The sequence below is a fragment of the Bifidobacterium sp. M0404 genome (genome assembly GCF_016101415.1).
GTDB classification, from domain to species: Bacteria; Actinomycetota; Actinomycetes; order Actinomycetales; family Bifidobacteriaceae; genus Bombiscardovia; species Bombiscardovia polysaccharolytica.
The window spans coordinates 108,742-126,117 of the sequence record NZ_JACFQP010000001.1 but is presented as its reverse complement, the minus strand read 5'-3'; the positions used below and the strand labels follow the sequence as shown (position 1 = coordinate 126,117).

At 59.5% G+C, this 17,376-nt stretch carries 13 protein-coding genes and 1 tRNA gene; 6 read left to right on the top strand and 8 right to left on the bottom strand.

Features of this window, described 5'->3' with window-relative positions; translation table 11 throughout:
* Nucleotides 1–32 precede the first annotated feature (32 nt).
* Complete coding sequence (locus H3T93_RS00545; protein WP_144177459.1) at nucleotides 33–2,618, top strand: bifunctional lysylphosphatidylglycerol flippase/synthetase MprF; 2,586 nt, start codon at nucleotides 33–35, stop codon at nucleotides 2,616–2,618.
* Here H3T93_RS00545 and H3T93_RS00540 read toward each other — a convergent pair.
* The 3 genes from H3T93_RS00540 to purE all read right to left on the bottom strand — a co-directional run bounded on the left by H3T93_RS00540 (nucleotide 2,590) and on the right by purE (nucleotide 4,759).
* Nucleotides 2,590–3,033, bottom strand: a complete 444-nt coding sequence (locus H3T93_RS00540; protein WP_046323168.1) for a Fur family transcriptional regulator — start codon at nucleotides 3,031–3,033, stop codon at nucleotides 2,590–2,592. The genes H3T93_RS00545 and H3T93_RS00540 overlap by 29 nt on opposite strands.
* Nucleotides 3,034–3,102: 69 nt before the next feature.
* On the bottom strand, nucleotides 3,103–4,269 hold the full coding sequence (gene purK, locus H3T93_RS00535) for a 5-(carboxyamino)imidazole ribonucleotide synthase (RefSeq protein ID WP_110425544.1): 1,167 nt from the start codon (nucleotides 4,267–4,269) through the stop codon (nucleotides 3,103–3,105).
* On the bottom strand, nucleotides 4,253–4,759 hold the full coding sequence (gene purE, locus H3T93_RS00530) for a 5-(carboxyamino)imidazole ribonucleotide mutase (RefSeq protein WP_110425545.1): 507 nt from the start codon (nucleotides 4,757–4,759) through the stop codon (nucleotides 4,253–4,255). Before purE ends, purK begins: the two co-directional genes overlap by 17 nt.
* A gap of 155 nt (nucleotides 4,760–4,914) precedes the next feature.
* On the opposite strand from purE, the gene H3T93_RS00525 reads away from it, so the two are divergent.
* Both H3T93_RS00525 and H3T93_RS00520 read left to right on the top strand, forming a co-directional pair.
* Nucleotides 4,915–6,816, top strand: coding sequence for a 1-deoxy-D-xylulose-5-phosphate synthase (locus tag H3T93_RS00525; protein ID WP_232348587.1), 1,902 nt, complete (start codon nucleotides 4,915–4,917; stop codon nucleotides 6,814–6,816).
* A 44-nt stretch (nucleotides 6,817–6,860) separates the two neighbouring features.
* Nucleotides 6,861–6,937 (top strand) — tRNA-Arg (locus tag H3T93_RS00520).
* Between the two features lie 779 nt (nucleotides 6,938–7,716).
* Here the strand turns inward: H3T93_RS00520 and H3T93_RS00515 are convergent.
* The gene (locus H3T93_RS00515) at nucleotides 7,717–10,371 is read right to left on the bottom strand and encodes a multicopper oxidase domain-containing protein (RefSeq protein ID WP_232348586.1); all 2,655 of its coding nucleotides are present in this window, start codon (nucleotides 10,369–10,371) and stop codon (nucleotides 7,717–7,719) included.
* Nucleotides 10,372–10,429: 58 nt separating this feature from the next.
* Here H3T93_RS00515 and H3T93_RS09095 point away from each other — a divergent pair, with 58 nt between their 5' ends.
* The 3 genes from H3T93_RS09095 to H3T93_RS00505 are packed head-to-tail and all read left to right on the top strand — an operon-like array spanning nucleotide 10,430 to nucleotide 12,167.
* A complete protein-coding gene (locus tag H3T93_RS09095; protein ID WP_232348585.1) occupies nucleotides 10,430–11,182 on the top strand; it encodes a helix-turn-helix transcriptional regulator in 753 nt (250 codons plus the stop codon).
* A complete protein-coding gene (fdxA, locus tag H3T93_RS00510) occupies nucleotides 11,179–11,565 on the top strand; it encodes a ferredoxin (protein ID WP_029678651.1) in 387 nt (128 codons plus the stop codon). The genes H3T93_RS09095 and fdxA overlap by 4 nt, the downstream gene beginning before the upstream one ends.
* The gene (locus H3T93_RS00505; protein ID WP_144177460.1) at nucleotides 11,562–12,167 is read left to right on the top strand and encodes a DNA-3-methyladenine glycosylase; all 606 of its coding nucleotides are present in this window, start codon (nucleotides 11,562–11,564) and stop codon (nucleotides 12,165–12,167) included. Before fdxA ends, H3T93_RS00505 begins: the two co-directional genes overlap by 4 nt.
* Before the next feature lie 47 nt (nucleotides 12,168–12,214).
* Here H3T93_RS00505 and H3T93_RS00500 read toward each other — a convergent pair whose 3' ends face one another.
* The 4 genes from H3T93_RS00500 to uriH all read right to left on the bottom strand — a co-directional run bounded on the left by H3T93_RS00500 (nucleotide 12,215) and on the right by uriH (nucleotide 17,343).
* Nucleotides 12,215–13,366 (bottom strand): MFS transporter, encoded by a 1,152-nt coding sequence (locus H3T93_RS00500; RefSeq protein WP_198191027.1) that lies wholly within the window; start codon nucleotides 13,364–13,366, stop codon nucleotides 12,215–12,217.
* A gap of 152 nt (nucleotides 13,367–13,518) precedes the next feature.
* Nucleotides 13,519–14,700, bottom strand: a complete 1,182-nt coding sequence (locus H3T93_RS00495; protein ID WP_144177461.1) for an SLC13 family permease — start codon at nucleotides 14,698–14,700, stop codon at nucleotides 13,519–13,521.
* A gap of 244 nt (nucleotides 14,701–14,944) precedes the next feature.
* Nucleotides 14,945–16,393, bottom strand: a complete 1,449-nt coding sequence (gene uriT, locus H3T93_RS00490; protein ID WP_144177462.1) for a uridine transporter UriT — start codon at nucleotides 16,391–16,393, stop codon at nucleotides 14,945–14,947.
* Between the two features lie 5 nt (nucleotides 16,394–16,398).
* Nucleotides 16,399–17,343 carry a uridine-preferring nucleoside hydrolase UriH gene (uriH, locus tag H3T93_RS00485; protein ID WP_046323844.1) on the bottom strand — a complete coding sequence of 315 codons (945 nt, stop codon included), beginning with the start codon at nucleotides 17,341–17,343 and terminating at the stop codon, nucleotides 16,399–16,401.
* Nucleotides 17,344–17,376: the final 33 nt, after the last annotated feature.

Sequence of the window (17,376 nt, the reverse complement as noted above, 5' to 3'; positions counted from 1 at the left end):
CAAGCAGATAAGCAGAAAGAGCCGCCGCAATCATGGAGACAACGAATAAGGGATCCGGACTGATGGAGCCTTCGGCTAAGACCGTACTTTTGCGGGACCTGACCCGATGGATCAGACGTCACGCCTTTGCGCTGGCTTTCAGCCTCGGACTGGTCCTGCTCAACCTGATCAGCTGGCTGCTGATCTGGCTGTTGCGCATCCCCGGCAGGACACGGTTGGGCCTGCCCTTGTCCGACCTGATCATTCACCAGGCGCCACATCCTGTTCATGGCCAGGGGCGTCCCTCGCTCCTGGTCCAGTTCGCACGGCTGCTGGTATCCCTAGTCATCACCCCCGGTCCTCTGCAACTGGTCATAGATGTGGCCCTGGTCCTAGTTATGCTATGCATCGCCGAGACCCGACTGGGTCGCAGGCGCACCGTGATCACCTCAGTCATCAGCGCTGTAGGCGGCGCGGCTATCGGGCTGGTCATCTGCACCCTGATCAATGCCCTTCAGGACCATTGGGCCTGGTTCATCCGGGTGCCCATGACACTCAGCCCCATCATCCTGGTGGTCGGATCCCTGATGGCATCCATCCCCTTCAGCGACTTCCTCTGGCGGCGCAGGATCGCCACCATAGGCTACACGGCCTTGATCCTGATGGTTTTATATACCGGCAACCCCGGCTACTACTGCGCCCTGGCGGCAGCGCTCATCGGCCACCTGACCGGCCACCTCTGGCACGGACCGGTCAAGGACGCCAATCCGCATGGCCATAGCGGCTCATACGAGACCCGCCACCTGCTGGGAGCCGTCTCCACGGTTCTGGCTCTTGGCCCACTGGTCACTGTCTCCTCCAAAATCCGTGCAGGATTCTTCACCCCGCTGGGTATGTTCCTGGGTTCGGACCCTGGCGGCAGCGCCGCCCTGTCCCGCTGCCTGGCCAAGAACAATCAGGCCAGCTGCTATGCACAGTATGGCCTGGTCGCCGGTCGAGCACCCACCAGCGTCTCGTCCTTGATCATGCCCACCCTGGTCCTGCTGGTGGTGGCCTGGGGCATCTACCATGGCCGCCGGGTTGCCGCTGTCACCAGTCTGGTCCTGAACGGCCTGACCATCGTCCTGGCTGTGCTCTACTACCTGGTTTTCCCGCTGACCATCGGCGACGGCCTGCCCCAGGCCATCCGTCACGGTGCCATTCCCTCTCTGCTGATCATCACTCTTCCTCCGCTGATTCTCAACTGTTTCTTGGCGCGCAACCTGCGCATCTTCCTGGTACGGACCAAGGCCTCACGCCTACAGGCAGGCTGGGCAGCCATCGGTCTGGCCTTTCTGGCCACAGCCGTGGGCTATCTGGCCTTCACCGCAGTTAGTCCCGGCTCCTTCCATCCCTGGCCCACCACCAGCAGAGCGCTCTCCCAACTGCCCGAGCTTTACCTGCCCAATGGTGTGGCCTCGCGCTTCCGGCCGGCTCTGGCACCACGTACTCCGACGGGGATAATCGTTAGCCACGGAGTCGGGCTGATCTTCTGGCTGGTGGTCCTGGTAGTCCTGCTCTCCTGGATGCGCAGCTCGGTCATCCAGAACGGCAGCGAACGCCAGGAGGCCGATCGACTGGTCGAGTACGGAGGCGAGAGCATGTCCTTCATGACCACTTGGGAGGGCAACAGCTACTGGTTCTCCCAGAGCGGCCGTTCAGCCATCGCCTACCGGCTCCTGCACAGCATAGCCCTGACCACCACTGGTCCCTTCGGCGACCCTGAGGAGTATGCGGATGATCTGGACGAATTCACCCGTTTCTGCAACGCCCATTCCTGGTCACCGGTCTTCTACAGCGTCCACAAGCCCCAGCGTGATCTGCTGGCAGCCAGGGGCTGGTCCACCCTGACAGTCGGCTCGGAGATGGTGGTCACCCCCAGCCTTTGGCAGACCAAGGGCAAGAAATGGCAGGACATTCGCACAGCCATCAACAAGGCCAAGCGCGACAAGATCACCGACGTGCTGACCACATTCAACGACGCCTCCTGGGACGTCCAGTCGCAGATTGTGGACATCTCGGAGCAGTGGGCCGAGCTCAAGGCGCTTCCTGAGATGAAGTTCACCCTAGGTGGCCTCGATGAGCTGAGGGACCCGCGCATGGCCATCCTCTACGCCGTAGACGACCAGGGCAAGGTGCTGGCCGTGACCAGCTGGATGCCCACCTACCGCCAGGGCCAGGTGATCGGCTGGACCCTGGACTTCATGAGGCACAGGACCGACAGCCCCAATGGAATCATGGAGTTCCTGATCGCACGGATGGCCGAACGGCTGCGCGACCAGGGCACGGCGGAATTCATGAGCCTGTCGGCCGCTCCCCTGGCCGGCATGGACAGCAGTGAGGATCAGACTGCCTTCCTGCAACATGCCCTGCATATGGTGGCAGACCTGATGGAACCGGCCTATGGCTTCCGTTCACTCTTCTTCTTCAAGAAGAAGTTCCAGCCCAGCGAGCACCCGGTCTATATCTGCTATCCCGACCCGGCTCAGCTGGCCCAGATCGGACTGGCTGTAGTCCAGGCCTACCTACCCAATCTCAAGGCTTCGCAGGCATGGGATGCCATCAAGACCATCATGCCCAAGGGCCGGGAGGATCGCTGACGTCCGCCTGACCAGAGTGGCCCTGGCAGCTGCTGCACAGGCCATAGACCTCCAAGGTGTGCGAGGAGACCGTAAAGCCATGCTCAGCTGCCACTGCCTTCAGCCAGCCATCGTCCGGCGGGCTGATCTCCACGGTCCTGCCGCATCGTTCACAGACCAGATGGTGATGGTGTTTCCGTTGGGCCAGGCAGACCCTGTAGAGGCGAATGCCCCCATGCTCAATGCAGTCCAGGCTGCCGGACATATGCAGAGAGCCCAGCTGCCGATAAACAGTGGCCAAGCCGATCCGCTGGCCCGAATCGCGAAGAAGCCTGTGCAGCTCCTTGGCTGAGACGAAGTCGTTCTGGGACTGAAGAATCCTCCAGATAGCGTTCTTCTGCCGCGTCCGGCGGCCGACGGATGAGCCAGCGTTCATGATTAGACACACTCCTTGGGCTCCACCAAGCCTACATCCGGATTGCCGGGACAGATGTGAGGATTCGGTTCAGTCCAGGTCGGACCAGCAGCCTGTGGCCTCCAGATCCTTGGCCGTCTTCTCCAGATCGTCGGTCAGCACCGTCAGATGCCCCATCTTGCGGTCGGTGCGCACTTCGGCCTTGCCATAATCATGCAGGTACCATTCGGGGTGCTTCCCCAGCAGCTTTCTGACCGGGGCCACATGCTGGCCCAGAACGTTGACCATGACCGCCGGGCTGAGCAGACGAGGATTGGGCAGGGGCCACCCGGCGATGCCCCGGACGTGGGCATCGAACTGGTCCATGGAGCAGGCCTCAATGGTGTAATGACCGGAGTTATGGGGGCGCGGGGCCAACTCGTTGACTACCAGACCGCCATCGGGCATGACAAAAAGCTCAAGGGCCAAGGTGCCGGCCAGCTTGAAGCCGTCAGCCAAAGTCAGAGCCATGTCACGCGCGCGGTCGGCCATTTCAGGCTCGACCTGTGCCGGCGCCAGAGTCATGTGCAGGATGTTGTGACGGTGCTCGTTGCGCACCATGGGGAAAGTGACATAGTCCTTCCCGTTGCCTGAGACCAGTATGGAGGCCTCGAAGGCGAAGTCCACGAACCCCTCCAACACGGAGGGCGGGAAGTCCCGGCCCTTCATCCGCGCCTGCAAGGCCTGAAGATCATCCTTGGTGCGCAGGACCGCCTGGCCGTGGCCGTCATAGCCACCGGTTCGCGTCTTGAGCACAGCGGGCATTCCCAGCTCTTTCAGGGCTGCATCAACCTGATCAAGACTGTCAACCTGCCTCCAAGGGGCGGTATCAATGCCATGGCGGTTGATGAAGGTCTTCTCGTGAACCCGGTCCTGGGTGACCCTGAGCAAATCAGTCCCCTGAGGGATGGCCACACGATCCCTCACCTGGTCCAACGCATCGGCATCCACATTCTCGAACTCGTAGGTGAGCACATCGCTGCGTTCAGCAAGCCGCTTGAGGGCATCGAGGTCGCCATAGTCGGCTGTCTCCTGGAAGTCAGCAACCTGAGCCGCGGGAGCATCAGGCGTGGGATCCAACACACCGATGCGGAATCCGTGGTAGCGGGCGCTCAGGGCCATCATCCGTCCCAGCTGGCCGCCGCCTACGATTCCGATGACGGACCCCGGCTCCAAGTGATCAATTCTCCCTTCGGTCTCCTCAGACAAGCTGGGCATTGGACGCCTCCACGGATCGGGCCAGCTCGGCACGGTAGTCGTCCAGGGCCTTGGCCAGTCTTGGGTCATCGATGGAGAGAATCGAAGCCGCCAACAGGCCGGCATTGGTGGCCCCGGATGCGCCAATGGCCGTGGTCGCCACAGGAATTCCGGCAGGCATCTGCACGATGGACAGGAGTGAATCAACCCCGCTCAGTGCATGGGACTTCACTGGCACTCCGATGACCGGCAACGTGGTCTGGGCCGCCACCATACCAGGCAGATGGGCTGCTCCTCCGGCCCCGGCGATGATGACCCCTATGCCCTGGCTCCGGGCCTGATGCGCGAACTCCGCCATGCGCCCAGGTGTGCGATGGGCGGAGATTACCTCCTTGGTGTAGACGATAGCGAACCGGTCCAGCATCCGGCAGGCTTCCTTCATCGTCTCCCAGTCGCTCGATGATCCCATGATCACTGCGACGCGTGCCCCTTCATGTGTATTGTCAGCCATCGGCCCTCCAATGTTCATGCACATTTGATACTACGCAAGGCAGAGGAGAAGCCAGCCAATCGTGACGGTCCTATGGATGTAAAGGCCGGGCCTGGTGAACATCGGGTACTCAGCGTCTCCAAACCGCCGCTCCGGACCTAGAATCATTGGATTGCATGACAGAAACAGACAGGAGGGTTATGGGCAAGCTTCTGGACAGCATCGACTCCCCAAAGGATCTGAAGGTTCTCTCCTTGGAAGAGCTGAATCGACTGGCCCACGAGATCCGTCAGCTGCTGATCCGCTTCTGTCGACGTCACGGCGGTCACCTGGGCTCCAACCTGGCCACCATCGAGCCCATCATCGCTTTGCACTACGTCTTTGATATGCCTCATGATCATCTGATCTTCGATGTCTCTCACCAGGCCTATACCCACAAGATCCTGACCGGTCGGCGCCGGGCCTACACGGACCCTGAGTCTCAGGAGGATTTGTCCGGATTCACCTCGCCCAAGGAGAGCCCCTACGATGATTTCATGCTGGGGCACACCGGCACCTCGATCGGCCTGGCCTGTGGGATGGCCGCCCAGCGGGATGCGACCGGTGGCAAGGCCAACATCATCGCCTTCATCGGGGACGGCTCCCTAAGCAGCGGGCCTGCCTTCGAAGGGCTGGACTGGGCTGCTGAACAGGGCGGCAACCTGATCATCGTGGTCAATGACAACGAAATGTCCATTGCCGAGAACCACGGAGGACTCTACAAGAGCCTGGCTGCCCTCCGTGCCACCGGGGGGCACAGCTCAGACAATCCCTTCCGTGCCCTTGGGCTGGACTACTGCTACGTGGAGGAAGGCAACCGTATTGAGGACCTAATCGAGGCCTTCCGTCGGGTCAAGGACGTCGATCATCCGATGGTGGTCCATATTCACACCCGCAAGGGCTTGGGACTGGGAAAGGGCAGTCAAGGACAGATTGGACCGGCTTCCGTGGCCCAGAGCGATAGGAACCCCGCTCATATGACTTCCCTGCCCGATTTGCCCGCCGAAGGCCCGGTGGAGGCCAACCACTGGCAGGACGGCTTGGACTCCTTGGACCGCCTGCCCAATTCGCGAAAGACTTACGGAAGAATGGCCATGCAGGCCTTGGAGTCCAGGTTCCCACAAGAGCCGGGCCTAACGGTCATCTCCCCTGCCACGCCGCTGTCCAATGGCATCGATCCTGACTTCCGCCAGCGGGCTGGAAACCACTACCGGGACGTGGGCATCGCCGAATCCCACGCGATAGCCTATGCTGCGGGCATCGCCAAGGCCGGAGGCACTCCTGTGGTCGCCACCTCGGCCACCTTCTTCCAGAGGGCCTACGACCAGATCGAACAGGAGATGGCCTTGAACGGCAGCGCTGTGACCCTGCTGGTCTTTTCCACCGGCATTGCCAAAACCGATGCCACGCATTCAGGCACGGCCGACATGGTCATGATGCGGGGCATCCCCGGACTGACCTGCCTGGCTCCGACCAGCGGGGCCGAGTTTCTGGACATGCTGGCCTGGGCCACTGGCCCGGCTCGGCAGCCGGTGGTAATCAGGGTGCCCGGCGATCGCACACTGGCTACAGAACGGGCCGGGAAGCCGACAGCGCCGGCAACCTCAAATCCTGCGGCCGAAGGCCAGCCTTGGGATCGTTATCGTATCCTGCAACAGGGCAGAACAGTAGCCCTGCTGGCTCTCGGCGATGCCCTGCCGCTGGGCCGTAACCTGGCTGATTCCTTGGAGGAGTCCATGGGGCTAAAGCCCACACTGGTGGACCCACATCGCTATGACCGCTTGGATGAGCAGACCCTAAATACACTGGCCAGCACCCACTCCCTTGTGGCCACCATCGAGGACGGTCAGCTGGACGGCGGCTGGGGACAGGCAGTGGCTGCATATTACGGACCTGCTCACGTTCGCACCCTGGCCTTCGGAGCGACCAAGGAGTTCAACGACCGGGTTCCCCAAGCCACCCTGATGGAAAGGTATGGCATGACCGTTCCTGCTATGGCTCAGACCATCTCGGATGCCCTCGCCGACCAGGCTTCATAGATTTGACCCGCCGGTGGATCAAAGCGGGTACAATGAAAGGGTTTGGCCCCGTAGCTCAGCTGGATAGAGCAACTGACTTCTAATCTGTAGGTCGAGAGTTCGAATCTCTCCGGGGTCACCACTAGCCCTCCCTGCTTCTACCTAAGGAGCAAGGGTTCTTCGTGTTCTTGTCCATCTTGCCATAGCAGAATGCGTTACCCATGTACGGCTCGCGACGATCGCAGTTGCAGAAGCAATATGGACAAGAAAGACAGCCATGAACGATCGGCATCAACCAATGGATCAGCAACCAAGCGACAATCAAGACCAAGCTCAGGCGAGCCAGAATTACTCCGACTATAAGGGATAGGGCCAAGAGCCTTCCAGTCAAAGCTACGAGACTGCTTCCCCGCAGGGGAATCATTCAACAGCTGCCAACGGGTACCCGAATGCGGATCAACCCTGGCAGGCTTCGAGCACTCAACGAGGACCACAAAACTCCTACGGGCAAACCGCATATACACCTCAACCCAACGGCGCCAATGGACCGACCCAAATTCAGCCTTGGCAACTTCAGACCCAGTATGTCAGCGGACCGGGCATGTCGAACAAACAGAAGGTCACAGCAGCCATCTTTACTTTCTTCTTGGGTGGCATCGGCATACACAACTTACCAGATGGACGGCAAGGGCCTCCAGCTGCAGGATTGATCGCTCGGACCCAGTCCACAACTTTCCTATCCGCCTGCGATTCCATGGATGCTTTTGCGTCTCAACCTTCCTGCTTGGAGACGGTAGACAATCAGAAAGGCACAGCACAGGCGACCAGGCAGGAACTACCTCTCCAATTAGTCCAAGGATCGGATCAGTTCCGAAACTTGGCAACCATCTGGCTAAAAGCAATGCACGTCGCTTGATCGCTTCACGACACCCGCAGGATGCCGTGGGCGCCCTTTTCGGCCAGACTCATGACGTGGTTGACTATGGAATAGTCGCCAGGCTGATCGACCTTGAGCTCTACGAAGCCGCCTTGGGCCGGCAGCAAGGGCAGGACCTGTGCTCCGGCTGATGAGTCAGCGGAATTCCCTCCTGAACCTCCGCCTATCAGATAGCGGCCTTCAGTCCAGACCGTATCGAACTGGGTTCCCACGATATGGAAGGACAGCGGCTGGTTGGGGCCGGCATCCAGAACCCAGATGCGGACCCTTTGCCCCTTCTCCAGCTTGAGAGGGTGTGCATCATATTGAAAGGCCCGTCCATTGAAGGTCATGATATCCGGGGTCATGGCCGCTACTTTTTCAGCATCGGCAGTCCCTCCATTGGACCCCAGATAAATCTCGGACTGGACCAGAACATATTCCGCAGCCACTGGCGGCAGGGTGCCATCATCCACGACCACAGCTCCATACATGCCGTTGGCTATATGGTTTGACATGGGGTCGCTGCTGCAGTGGTACATCCATATGCCGGCCCGATCAGCAGTAAAGGTGTACAGGAGCTCCTTGCCTGGTTCTATGTTGCGCATCATGGTCTGGGGAACAGCCGGGCCGGCATGAAAGTCAATGGAATGGCTCATGCTTCCCTTGTTTCTGATGGTTACTTCAAAGGTGTCTCCCACCCGGCCTCTGAGCACCGGACCCTGAGCCAAGGGCCTCGATCCCTTATCCCGCGGATCGCCCGCGTCATCGAAGCTCCAGACCGTGCGCTCAAGCCCTGCTGCAACCTGCTCCTTGCGTTCCTTGACATTCAAAGTGTATTTTCTTGTTCCAGCCCTCCCCTGGTCATCCAAGGGTGGAAGAGTGGCCTTGGCAGGTTCGCTCTTCTCAGCCTGCGCCTTGAGTTTGGCTGCTGAAGGGGCCTGGTTGCTGGTCATCTTCCGAGCGGAGGACTGTATTTGCTCGGTAGTCGTTCCACCCTTGGTCTTGACCTTGAGCTCCATGCCCATCTGACGGTGTCCTGCCAGCGAGCACCATCCTAATGTGTCGCCGCCCAGGACTCCCACATCGACCGAGACGCTCTGGCCTACAGGCACGGATCCCGTGCTCTTGCCATTGGCAAAAACCAAGTCGTGCCGCTGATCTCCGGTGTTCCGAAAATCTACAACCAGCCGGTCGCCTGCATCGATGGCGATGGTATCCGGCACAAAGGCCATCCCCTTTACCCTGATTGAAGCTCTTCTAGTGTTTCCCGTCGGCTGGATGCTCTTCGACGATGCGTCCTGAACCCCTCCAGTATTGGGCGTTGCCCCGACGGAGACAGCCAGCGCCGGCCGCAGAGCCATCAAGACCACCGCTGCCACCAAGATCAGCACAGTAGCCGAGGTGGCAACAAGGTCCGCCCGCAGGGCCAAGGTCCCAACAAGTTCGGTATGCGAATCCTTGGGCTGGCGACGACGGTAGCGTTTGGAAGCCAGGACCTGCTTGCCACGAGCAGCCAGGTAAACTACGGTCAGCATCATGGAGAGGATTCCCAAGACATTCAGCAGGTTCCCCGCCTTCCATAAGGGCGTGTAGAGCCGGATGGCTCCAAGGAGCCTGATTAGCAAGCCAACCTGCATGAGCGCCCAAGCACCCCAGAGGAGGGGATGAAAAGGCAGAGGCCTGCGAATGACCGAGGGGACGATCATGCAGACATGGGCGATGACCATGGTCATGATGAATCCCACAGCCAAAGCATGCAGCGCCATATCGCCCCAGTAGGTGCTGGAATCCAGAGGTGCCACCATCCAGATGAGGGAAGCCAGAAGTCCCCAGGCGTAGGCCGACAGCATGCAGGTGCCCATGAATCCTGGCAGACCGCCGTGACGGAAGGTGCCCTTGGCTACGTCGTGACTGGCCATAACCAGGAGGAGCAGGCCCAGGGACAATCCCAGAAGCGGATAACCGACCGAAGGTGCCATGGCTTGAACAGGCAGCATCAGGACGGTCAGGAGGCTCAGACCCAGAATTCCCGATTCGAGACGGACACCCGAGAAGACCGCCCTGGCCAGCTCCACCCGCTCCCCGACGATGGTCAGAATCAGAAAAAAGAGCCAGGTTGGAGCCAGAACCGAGGCATCCAATCCTGCAACCCATCCAAAAGCTCCGACCAGACCCACCAGGGATCCAAGGATCTGTATGAGCACCTCTGCAGAAGGTTGCCGCCGCCAGATAGCCAGATACATGGCTGTCAAAACCAACATGGACAAAGTCCACGGAATGCCGCCAAAAAGCTCCACTCTGACCCATGCCGGGGCAGCAGCGCGGCTTGAAACCATCAGCGAAAGCAGGCAGAGCAGGGACCCCAGCAAGCCCAAGGCGGGAGCGAGAAATCCCCAGGAAGGTTTCTTGGATCCGCCACTGCGATAAGCCACTGCCCTCTCAAGACCGATGGCAGCGCCCAAAAACCCATAGACCATGAGCCCACCATGCAGATCAGCCAAGGGCACCCTGTCTGAAGGGTGGATCAGATCCGCACGAATCAGCGCCGCTATAAGGCCAAGCAGTGCAGCCAGACCTGCGCCTATGAGAAGGGCCATCCTGGACCTGGGTAAGGCTGTTTTGCCTCCGGACTTGCGCATCTTCTGGTCGCTCTGCATGGATCTGTCCGCCTTGCCCTGGGTTGATAATTGATTTGATAGTTATACAATTTAATCGATGAGTCAGGAAATTCAAGCCCGCAAGCGACGGGACCAAACCCCCTCCAGGCGAAGAAGCGGGGAAGAGATTCGCTCCGCAATCTTGGATTATCTGCATACGTCAGCCGAACGGACCGGTACAGGTCTAACCGCGCAGCAGATCGGAGCAGCCTTCGGCATCCATCCGACGACTGCTCGTTTCCATCTTGAGCATCTGGTCAAACAGGGCGAGACAGTCCGCCAAACAAGAGACGGTGATGGTCAATCAGTCGGTCGAGGCAGACCGGCTGTCATCTACTCCCCCACGTCCACGAACCACGCCAGGGAGGATATGATCTCCTCGCTTTGCACTGCTCTCGAGACTGCCTGCCCCGATACTCGGAGCAGGAATGCGGCTGCGCTGAAAGCAGGTCTGGCCTGGGGTCGGACCCTGGCCCAGCAGAGGCGGGAGCATGCAGAAAAGAGTGTGCCGTCGAGTATCGCCCAGACGCTGTTGAATGTTCTGAATACCTTGGGTTTTGCACCGGTAAGGACGGGGTCAGATTCAGCAAGTCTGTATCTGACCTCATGCCCCTTCCTGGACAGCGTCAGCAGCCATCCAATTATCTGCACAATCCATCGGGGCATGGTCCAGGGATTCGTGGAGAGCAGCAACAGCGCGACCAGGGACAGAAAGGCCCGTGTACTGCTGAAACCTCTGACCTCACCAAAAGGATGCTTCCTGAAAGTATCGAAAGCGGACAACAATTCAAAAAAGAGAATGAAGCAATGACCTACGTGATTGCCCAGCCCTGCGTGGATGTCAAAGACAAGGCCTGCGTGGACGAGTGCCCGGTAGATTGCATCTACGAGGGCCCCAGGAACCTGTATATCAACCCCAACGAATGCATCGACTGTGGTGCCTGCGAGCCTGTCTGCCCTGTGGAGGCGATCTTCTATGAGGAGGATCTGCCGGAGGAGTGGACCTGGTTCAAGGATGCCTCCGAAGACTTCTTTGCCCAGGTCGGTGATGCCGGCGGCGCCCAAGCCCAGGGGCCCTACGATCACGACCATCCACAGGTCGCCGCCCTGCCCCACCAGGACAATTTCGTCTGCATTCAGCCAGAATCACGCGGTCAGCGCGCGGTCTGGGTCCGCAAGGATCAGACAGAATGAAGGCCGGTTCAAGCCAGGATGATCATCTGGTCTTCCCTGACTTTCTGGACCGCCCTGTAGAGGAGGCAGCCCGGATGCTTCTGGGTTGCCTGATCATCCGGGACTATGAGTCGGAGGGAAAGCAGGCCTGGGTTCGGATCGTGGAAACCGAAGCCTACGATCAAAATGATCCGGCCAGCCATGCCTACCATGGACGGTCGGCCCGCAACGATGCCCTTTTCGGTCCCAGCGGACACATGTATGTCTACTTCACTTATGGAATGCACTACTGCATGAACATCTCCTGCCAGGAGGACGGATTCGGTGCCGGCGTGCTGATTCGAGCCTGCCAGCCAGTGCAGGGTCTGGACCTTCTGCGCAGCCACAGGCACGGCCATCACCCGGACCGGGAACTGACCAACGGTCCTGCCAAGCTCTGTCAGGCCTTGGACATCGACAAGCGAAACTACGGCCATGACCTCAGAAAACCGCCCATCCGCCTGGCAGCCGCCAGTCTGGACCAGGACGAGACCATCACGGCAACCCCCCGAATTGGCATATCCCACGCCAAGGAGACCCTACGGAGGTTCATCATCACCGGCAACCCCTACCTGTCGCGATGATTAGACGAAGAACCTACACTTCTGGCTTGTACAGCTTACGGGGTGACTTATTGCTCAATGAAGCGGGATTCGACACAGCTCTGGAAGCGAACAAGCGAGAGAATGACAGCGGCCAGCAGAGCGATGATCAGCATGCCCATGAAACTGCCGGTTACCGGATCCAGTCCAAACGCTGATGAGAAAGCCTTGAAAGCCCAGGTGGATGCCGTAAAACCAAGGCTGGTGGTGGCCGAGAAGACCCCCATGACCAAGGGATAGCGTCTGTGCGGAGTTAGGTTGGATAGGAGGAAGGGGCAGGTGGCCATGTTGATGGCACTGCCCGAACCAACCAAGAAGGCCGATAGGCAGACCAGCGTGAAGGAGCGGGTGGTCAGGAAGAGCAGGGCGCCCAGGGCCATCAGCAGGAAGGCGACCGGAATCGTCCATTGCCGGCAGACCCGCTTGATGCCGTTGATGCTAAGCCCGATCACGACCGAGGAACCCGTGTTGAACATCAAGGCCACCCCTGCTGCACTAGTGCCGCCCAAACCGTACTTGGCTATGTAGACTGCGAGCTTGTTGTACAGGACCGCGACCAGGAAAATGCTCAGAAAACCGATGAGAATGCAAGAAATGGTAGCCCACCAGCATTGTCTGCCCTTCTGCAAGGGGGATGTTTGAGGCTCTGTGGCCTTTTCCGACTCCTCCTCGACGGCACCGACTCCGGGGACCATGAAGATGACCAAAACCAGGGCAGGCAAGGCCAGGAAATAAAGCCAATAGTTGTGCAGCCACCCTCCCTTGGCCAGGACACCGCCCAGGGCAAGGACCAGCATGGAAGAGCCATCCTGAACAGCCAGGACCAGCCCCATCAGCGCCGCCAACTGCTTCCCGCGGAAGAACCTGGCCGACAGGCTCGGAAGAACTGTAGTGGCGATGCCCACGCCGAATCCGACAACCAAGGCAAACAAGAGGAGCTGGCTTACACTGCTATGCACCAAAAGGGGCATCAAGCCGCCCAGGGCGACACACAGACAACTGATGCATGCAGCGGTTCTGAAACTCATTCTGGTCAAGAGCTGACCAAATAAAAGGGCCGAAACTATGGCCGCCGAAGAGCCAATGGAGACCACCGATTCAACGGTGGAGGGATCAGCGCGAGGAAAAGATGCCTGAATGGCCGCCACGGAAGGAGAGATGATGGAGTCAAACCGCGACATGATAGCCAAGGCCATGATTCCGACCAGAACCCCAAGGTTCCGTCTGGTCAATATCCCTGTGTCCTTGGACTTAGACGCGCACGGGTCCGGTTCCACCGTTGCTGCCTCCCTCTCAATGTCAGCGGCACCATTCCTGGTTGATGGTGGGTAGTCTACTCCAGCAGCAGGGCCATGCCAACCAACACGACGAGGAAGAGCAGATTAAAAGCAGTATAGATTTTCAGGTACTCACCTTTCTTGCTCGAATACTGCTTGACTACAGCCTTGTAGGAGATCAGCGACGCCATTGAAGCGACCAGGGTTCCGAGCCCGCCCAGGTTGGTGCCCAGAATAATTGAGCGCCAGGCTGTCGAAAAACCTGAGACCAGAAGTGCTGTAGGCACATTGCTGATGACCTGGCTACACAGGACCGAGGTAATCAAAGGGTGGATATTGACCAGGCCGCTGACCAGGTTATAAAACTGGGGAATCCTCCTGGCATTGCCTATGAAAATGAAGAAAGCCACGAAGGTCAGCAGCAGACCCCAGTCCACATGCAGAAAGACCCGCCTGTCGCAGATCAGAAAGGTCACAACCACCACCAGGACCATGGTCCACTGGGGAATCAGCTTGGCCACACCGAGCAGGCAGACAAGAAAGAGAAGAAGGTAGATGGCGATGCGCCATCCGCTGGACTGCTGCATCTCCTTGACCTGAGGCTGTATCCCCTCTTCCCGGGGCGCTAGAATGCTGTGACGAATCTCTTGTGCATCCATGCCCTCGAACTTATCCAAATGCTGATTCCTGAAGGCGAACCAGCAGCACAGGAAGAGCATCAGGGCCGCCACCAGAGCGTAGGGCGCCATAAGGAGGAGGAACTCCCCAGTAGGCATCTCGGAGCGGGCCTTGAGGTATAAGTTGTGGGCATTGCCAATCGGCGTCAGCATGCTGCCCACATTGGCACCCAGGGTCATCAGGGTGACGATCAGCAGAGCATGGCTTTCCAGACCGGCCATGATGAGCACAGCAATGGCGAAGGGCACGAAAGTAACCAGGGCTACATCGTTCGTGATGAACATACTGGAGAAGAAAGGCAGGGAAACCAGGACCAAGGCCAGGCCCCGCACCGAGCGGACGCGACTCAGCAGGCCGGCACCAATGGCATGGAAGACCCCAATCCGCTGAAATCCGCAGACCACCATCATCAGGGAACCCAGCTGAGTAAGGGTATTGACGTGGATGTAGCCCAGATACTGCCGGTCGGGAGGAATGAGAATGCAGGATACGAGAGCGATGACTGCCGCGACGACCAGGACGGTCTCGTTTTTCAGCAGTCCGATCACCCGATGTTGCATGGTCACCTCCGGCGAACGAATTCCTCACTTAGTTTACGCGCCCGCTCATGGCTTACAGGGCCTCTGTTGACGCTATTTTCCGCTCCTGAACCCGGGGTCGGAACACTCGGCGCTACTGACGGCTAGTCTGTCTGGCCCCGACTTTTGACCCTTGTCGGACAGTCACAGAGTCGGATGCCCATTAAACATGAATAGGGGTCCTGCGGATAGGTTGCATTCGCAGGACCCCCGTCAGATGGCAATATTACTTGTCATCCATTCGTTCCGGATCGGGAATCAGGTAGGACAGGATCAGGGCAATCAGCACCAGCACTCCGCCTCCGATCATGGCGGCAACATATCCAGCGCGGGCTCCCCCGGATGCCGCCAGGCCGCTCATGAATGCGTAGAGGACCGCATAGCTTAGGCCTGAGCCCAGGTTGAAGGCTCCGGCGTTGAGTCCCGGCAGGTACCCGGTATTGTCCGCAGGAGACAGGACCACGCCCAACCCATTGAGCATGATATTGGCCGTCCCTGCATAGGAGACACCCAGGATCAGGGAGAGGAGCACCAGACTCCAGATGCTGGGAACCAGACAGACATAGATGCCGAAGACCAGTCCCAGCACGCTGACTAGCTGACCGACTCTCAGGACCTTGATGTAGCCAAAGCGCGAGGCCAGCATCCCGGCAACCGGGCCAAAGACCAGACCGACCAAGGCATAGGGGGTCAGCGTCGCAAAGGAGACGATGCTGGCTTTCAAGCCGACACCGACCTCGCCATCCTGGGCAAGGGCCGGAACGATCCCGTTCATGATGGCGAAGACACCGACCATGGTGGTGAGAGTCGTCAGCAGAAGGCCCCAGGTGCGCCGCTGTCTGAGATAGGTGGTGGTGACCATGGGTGCTGACGTTGTGCTTTCAACTTTCCAGAAGACCGCGAAGAAGACCGCGGCCACCAGGATCTCGACAACCACCAGTAGCCAGCGCGCCTGGGCAAGCTTCTCGACCTCATTGATAGCCAGGTATGCGGCCAGGAAGGCGATGCAGAGGAAGACCACACCTGCCCAGTCCATGCGGGGGCGATCGTCTGCATAGCTCTCGCGGGCGAAGAGGGCCACCAGGAGTACGGCGATCACAGCAATGGCCACCATGAACCAGAAGACCGAGCGGAAACCGAAAGTGCCAGCCAGCCACCCGCCTAAGATAGCATCCACGCCGCCGATGCCGCCGTTGACCGCCGTCAAAACGGCCATGAGCCTGGCGTATCGGGCCTCATCAGTCACCTCGGCATGCAGCATGATCAGGGTCATGGGCACGACCGGACCGGCCACCCCCTGAATGACACGACCAATCATGAGCACCGTCACATTCGGTGCCAGAGCGGAAACCACGCATCCCAGCGCCGTCAGGCTCAGCATGCCCAGCAGCACCTTCTTGCGGCCGGCAAGATCGCCCAGCCGAGGCAGGAAGAGAGAGAAGACCGCGCAGGAGGTGAAGAACACCGTCTGGGTCAGTCCGATGCTGGAGCTACTGGCGTTGAGCTCGTTCCCCATGGTCGTCAGAGCCGGCGAGAGCATGGAGGCGTTGAGCTGGAAGGCGAAGACGGCGGCCATCAGGGCGGTCATCAAGGCGACGATGGAAGAGCCTGAACCGCCAGCGGTTGTGGTGGTGGGCTTGTCAGTTTTGGGTGCGGCTGTGTTCGAAGTCTTCATTGATCTCATCCAATCGCGGTGATGGCCTTGACCACCAGGTCCCAGAATCCCTGGAAGTCCAGCTTGACGGCCACCTGGGTGTGGCAGTCCTCAGCTGAAGGCTCAGGGCCGCGCAGATCGGCCACGGTCATCCCGCAGGTCAGATCCCCGCGCAGCTCCACATCAACCGGGCAACGACGGGTGCTCACAATAGAGGGGTCGATCAGATAGGCCACAGTGCATGGATCATGCACGGGCGGGTCCACGAAGTCCTGGTTGTCCTGGTAGGACTTGCGGAAGAAGTCCATCAGCCCGCTTACAAAGTGGGCCAGATCGGTGCCGATGCCCTCTATGCGCTGCTGAACCTCGGGAGTGCACAGGGCCTGATGAGTCAGATCCAGCCCCACCATGGTGACCGGCCAGGGCTCGTTGAAGACGATATGCGCAGCCTCAGGATCCACCTTGATGTTGAATTCAGCGACAGCGCTCCAGTTGCCCACATGGTAGCCGCCGCCCATGAGCACGACCTCACGGACGCGGTCGACAATGCGGGGTTCCTTGCGGACGGCCATGGCGATGTTGGTCAAGGGTCCGGTGGGGACCAGGGTCACTGTGCCCGGCTCCTCGCGCATGATGGTCTCGATGATCCAATCGACGGCGTGGCCAGGATCCAGGGGCCGGGTAGGTTCAGGCAGCTCGACACCGTCCAGACCAGTCTGGCCATGGATGGAGGCGGCCACCTCCTGAGGACGCACCAGCGGCCTATCACATCCGGCGTGGACCGGCACCTGGCGCGCATGAGCCTTTTCCAGCACAGCCCTCGCATTGTAGGTAACCTTGTCCAGACTCTGATTGCCGCCAACCGTAGTCACTCCGATCAGGTCGATCCGCGGATCACCTACTGCCAGAAGGATAGCCACCGCATCGTCATGACCTGGATCGCAGTCCAGGATGATCTTGCGCGTCGTCATATACTCGCCTACGCCTTTCTCATGGATATGTCC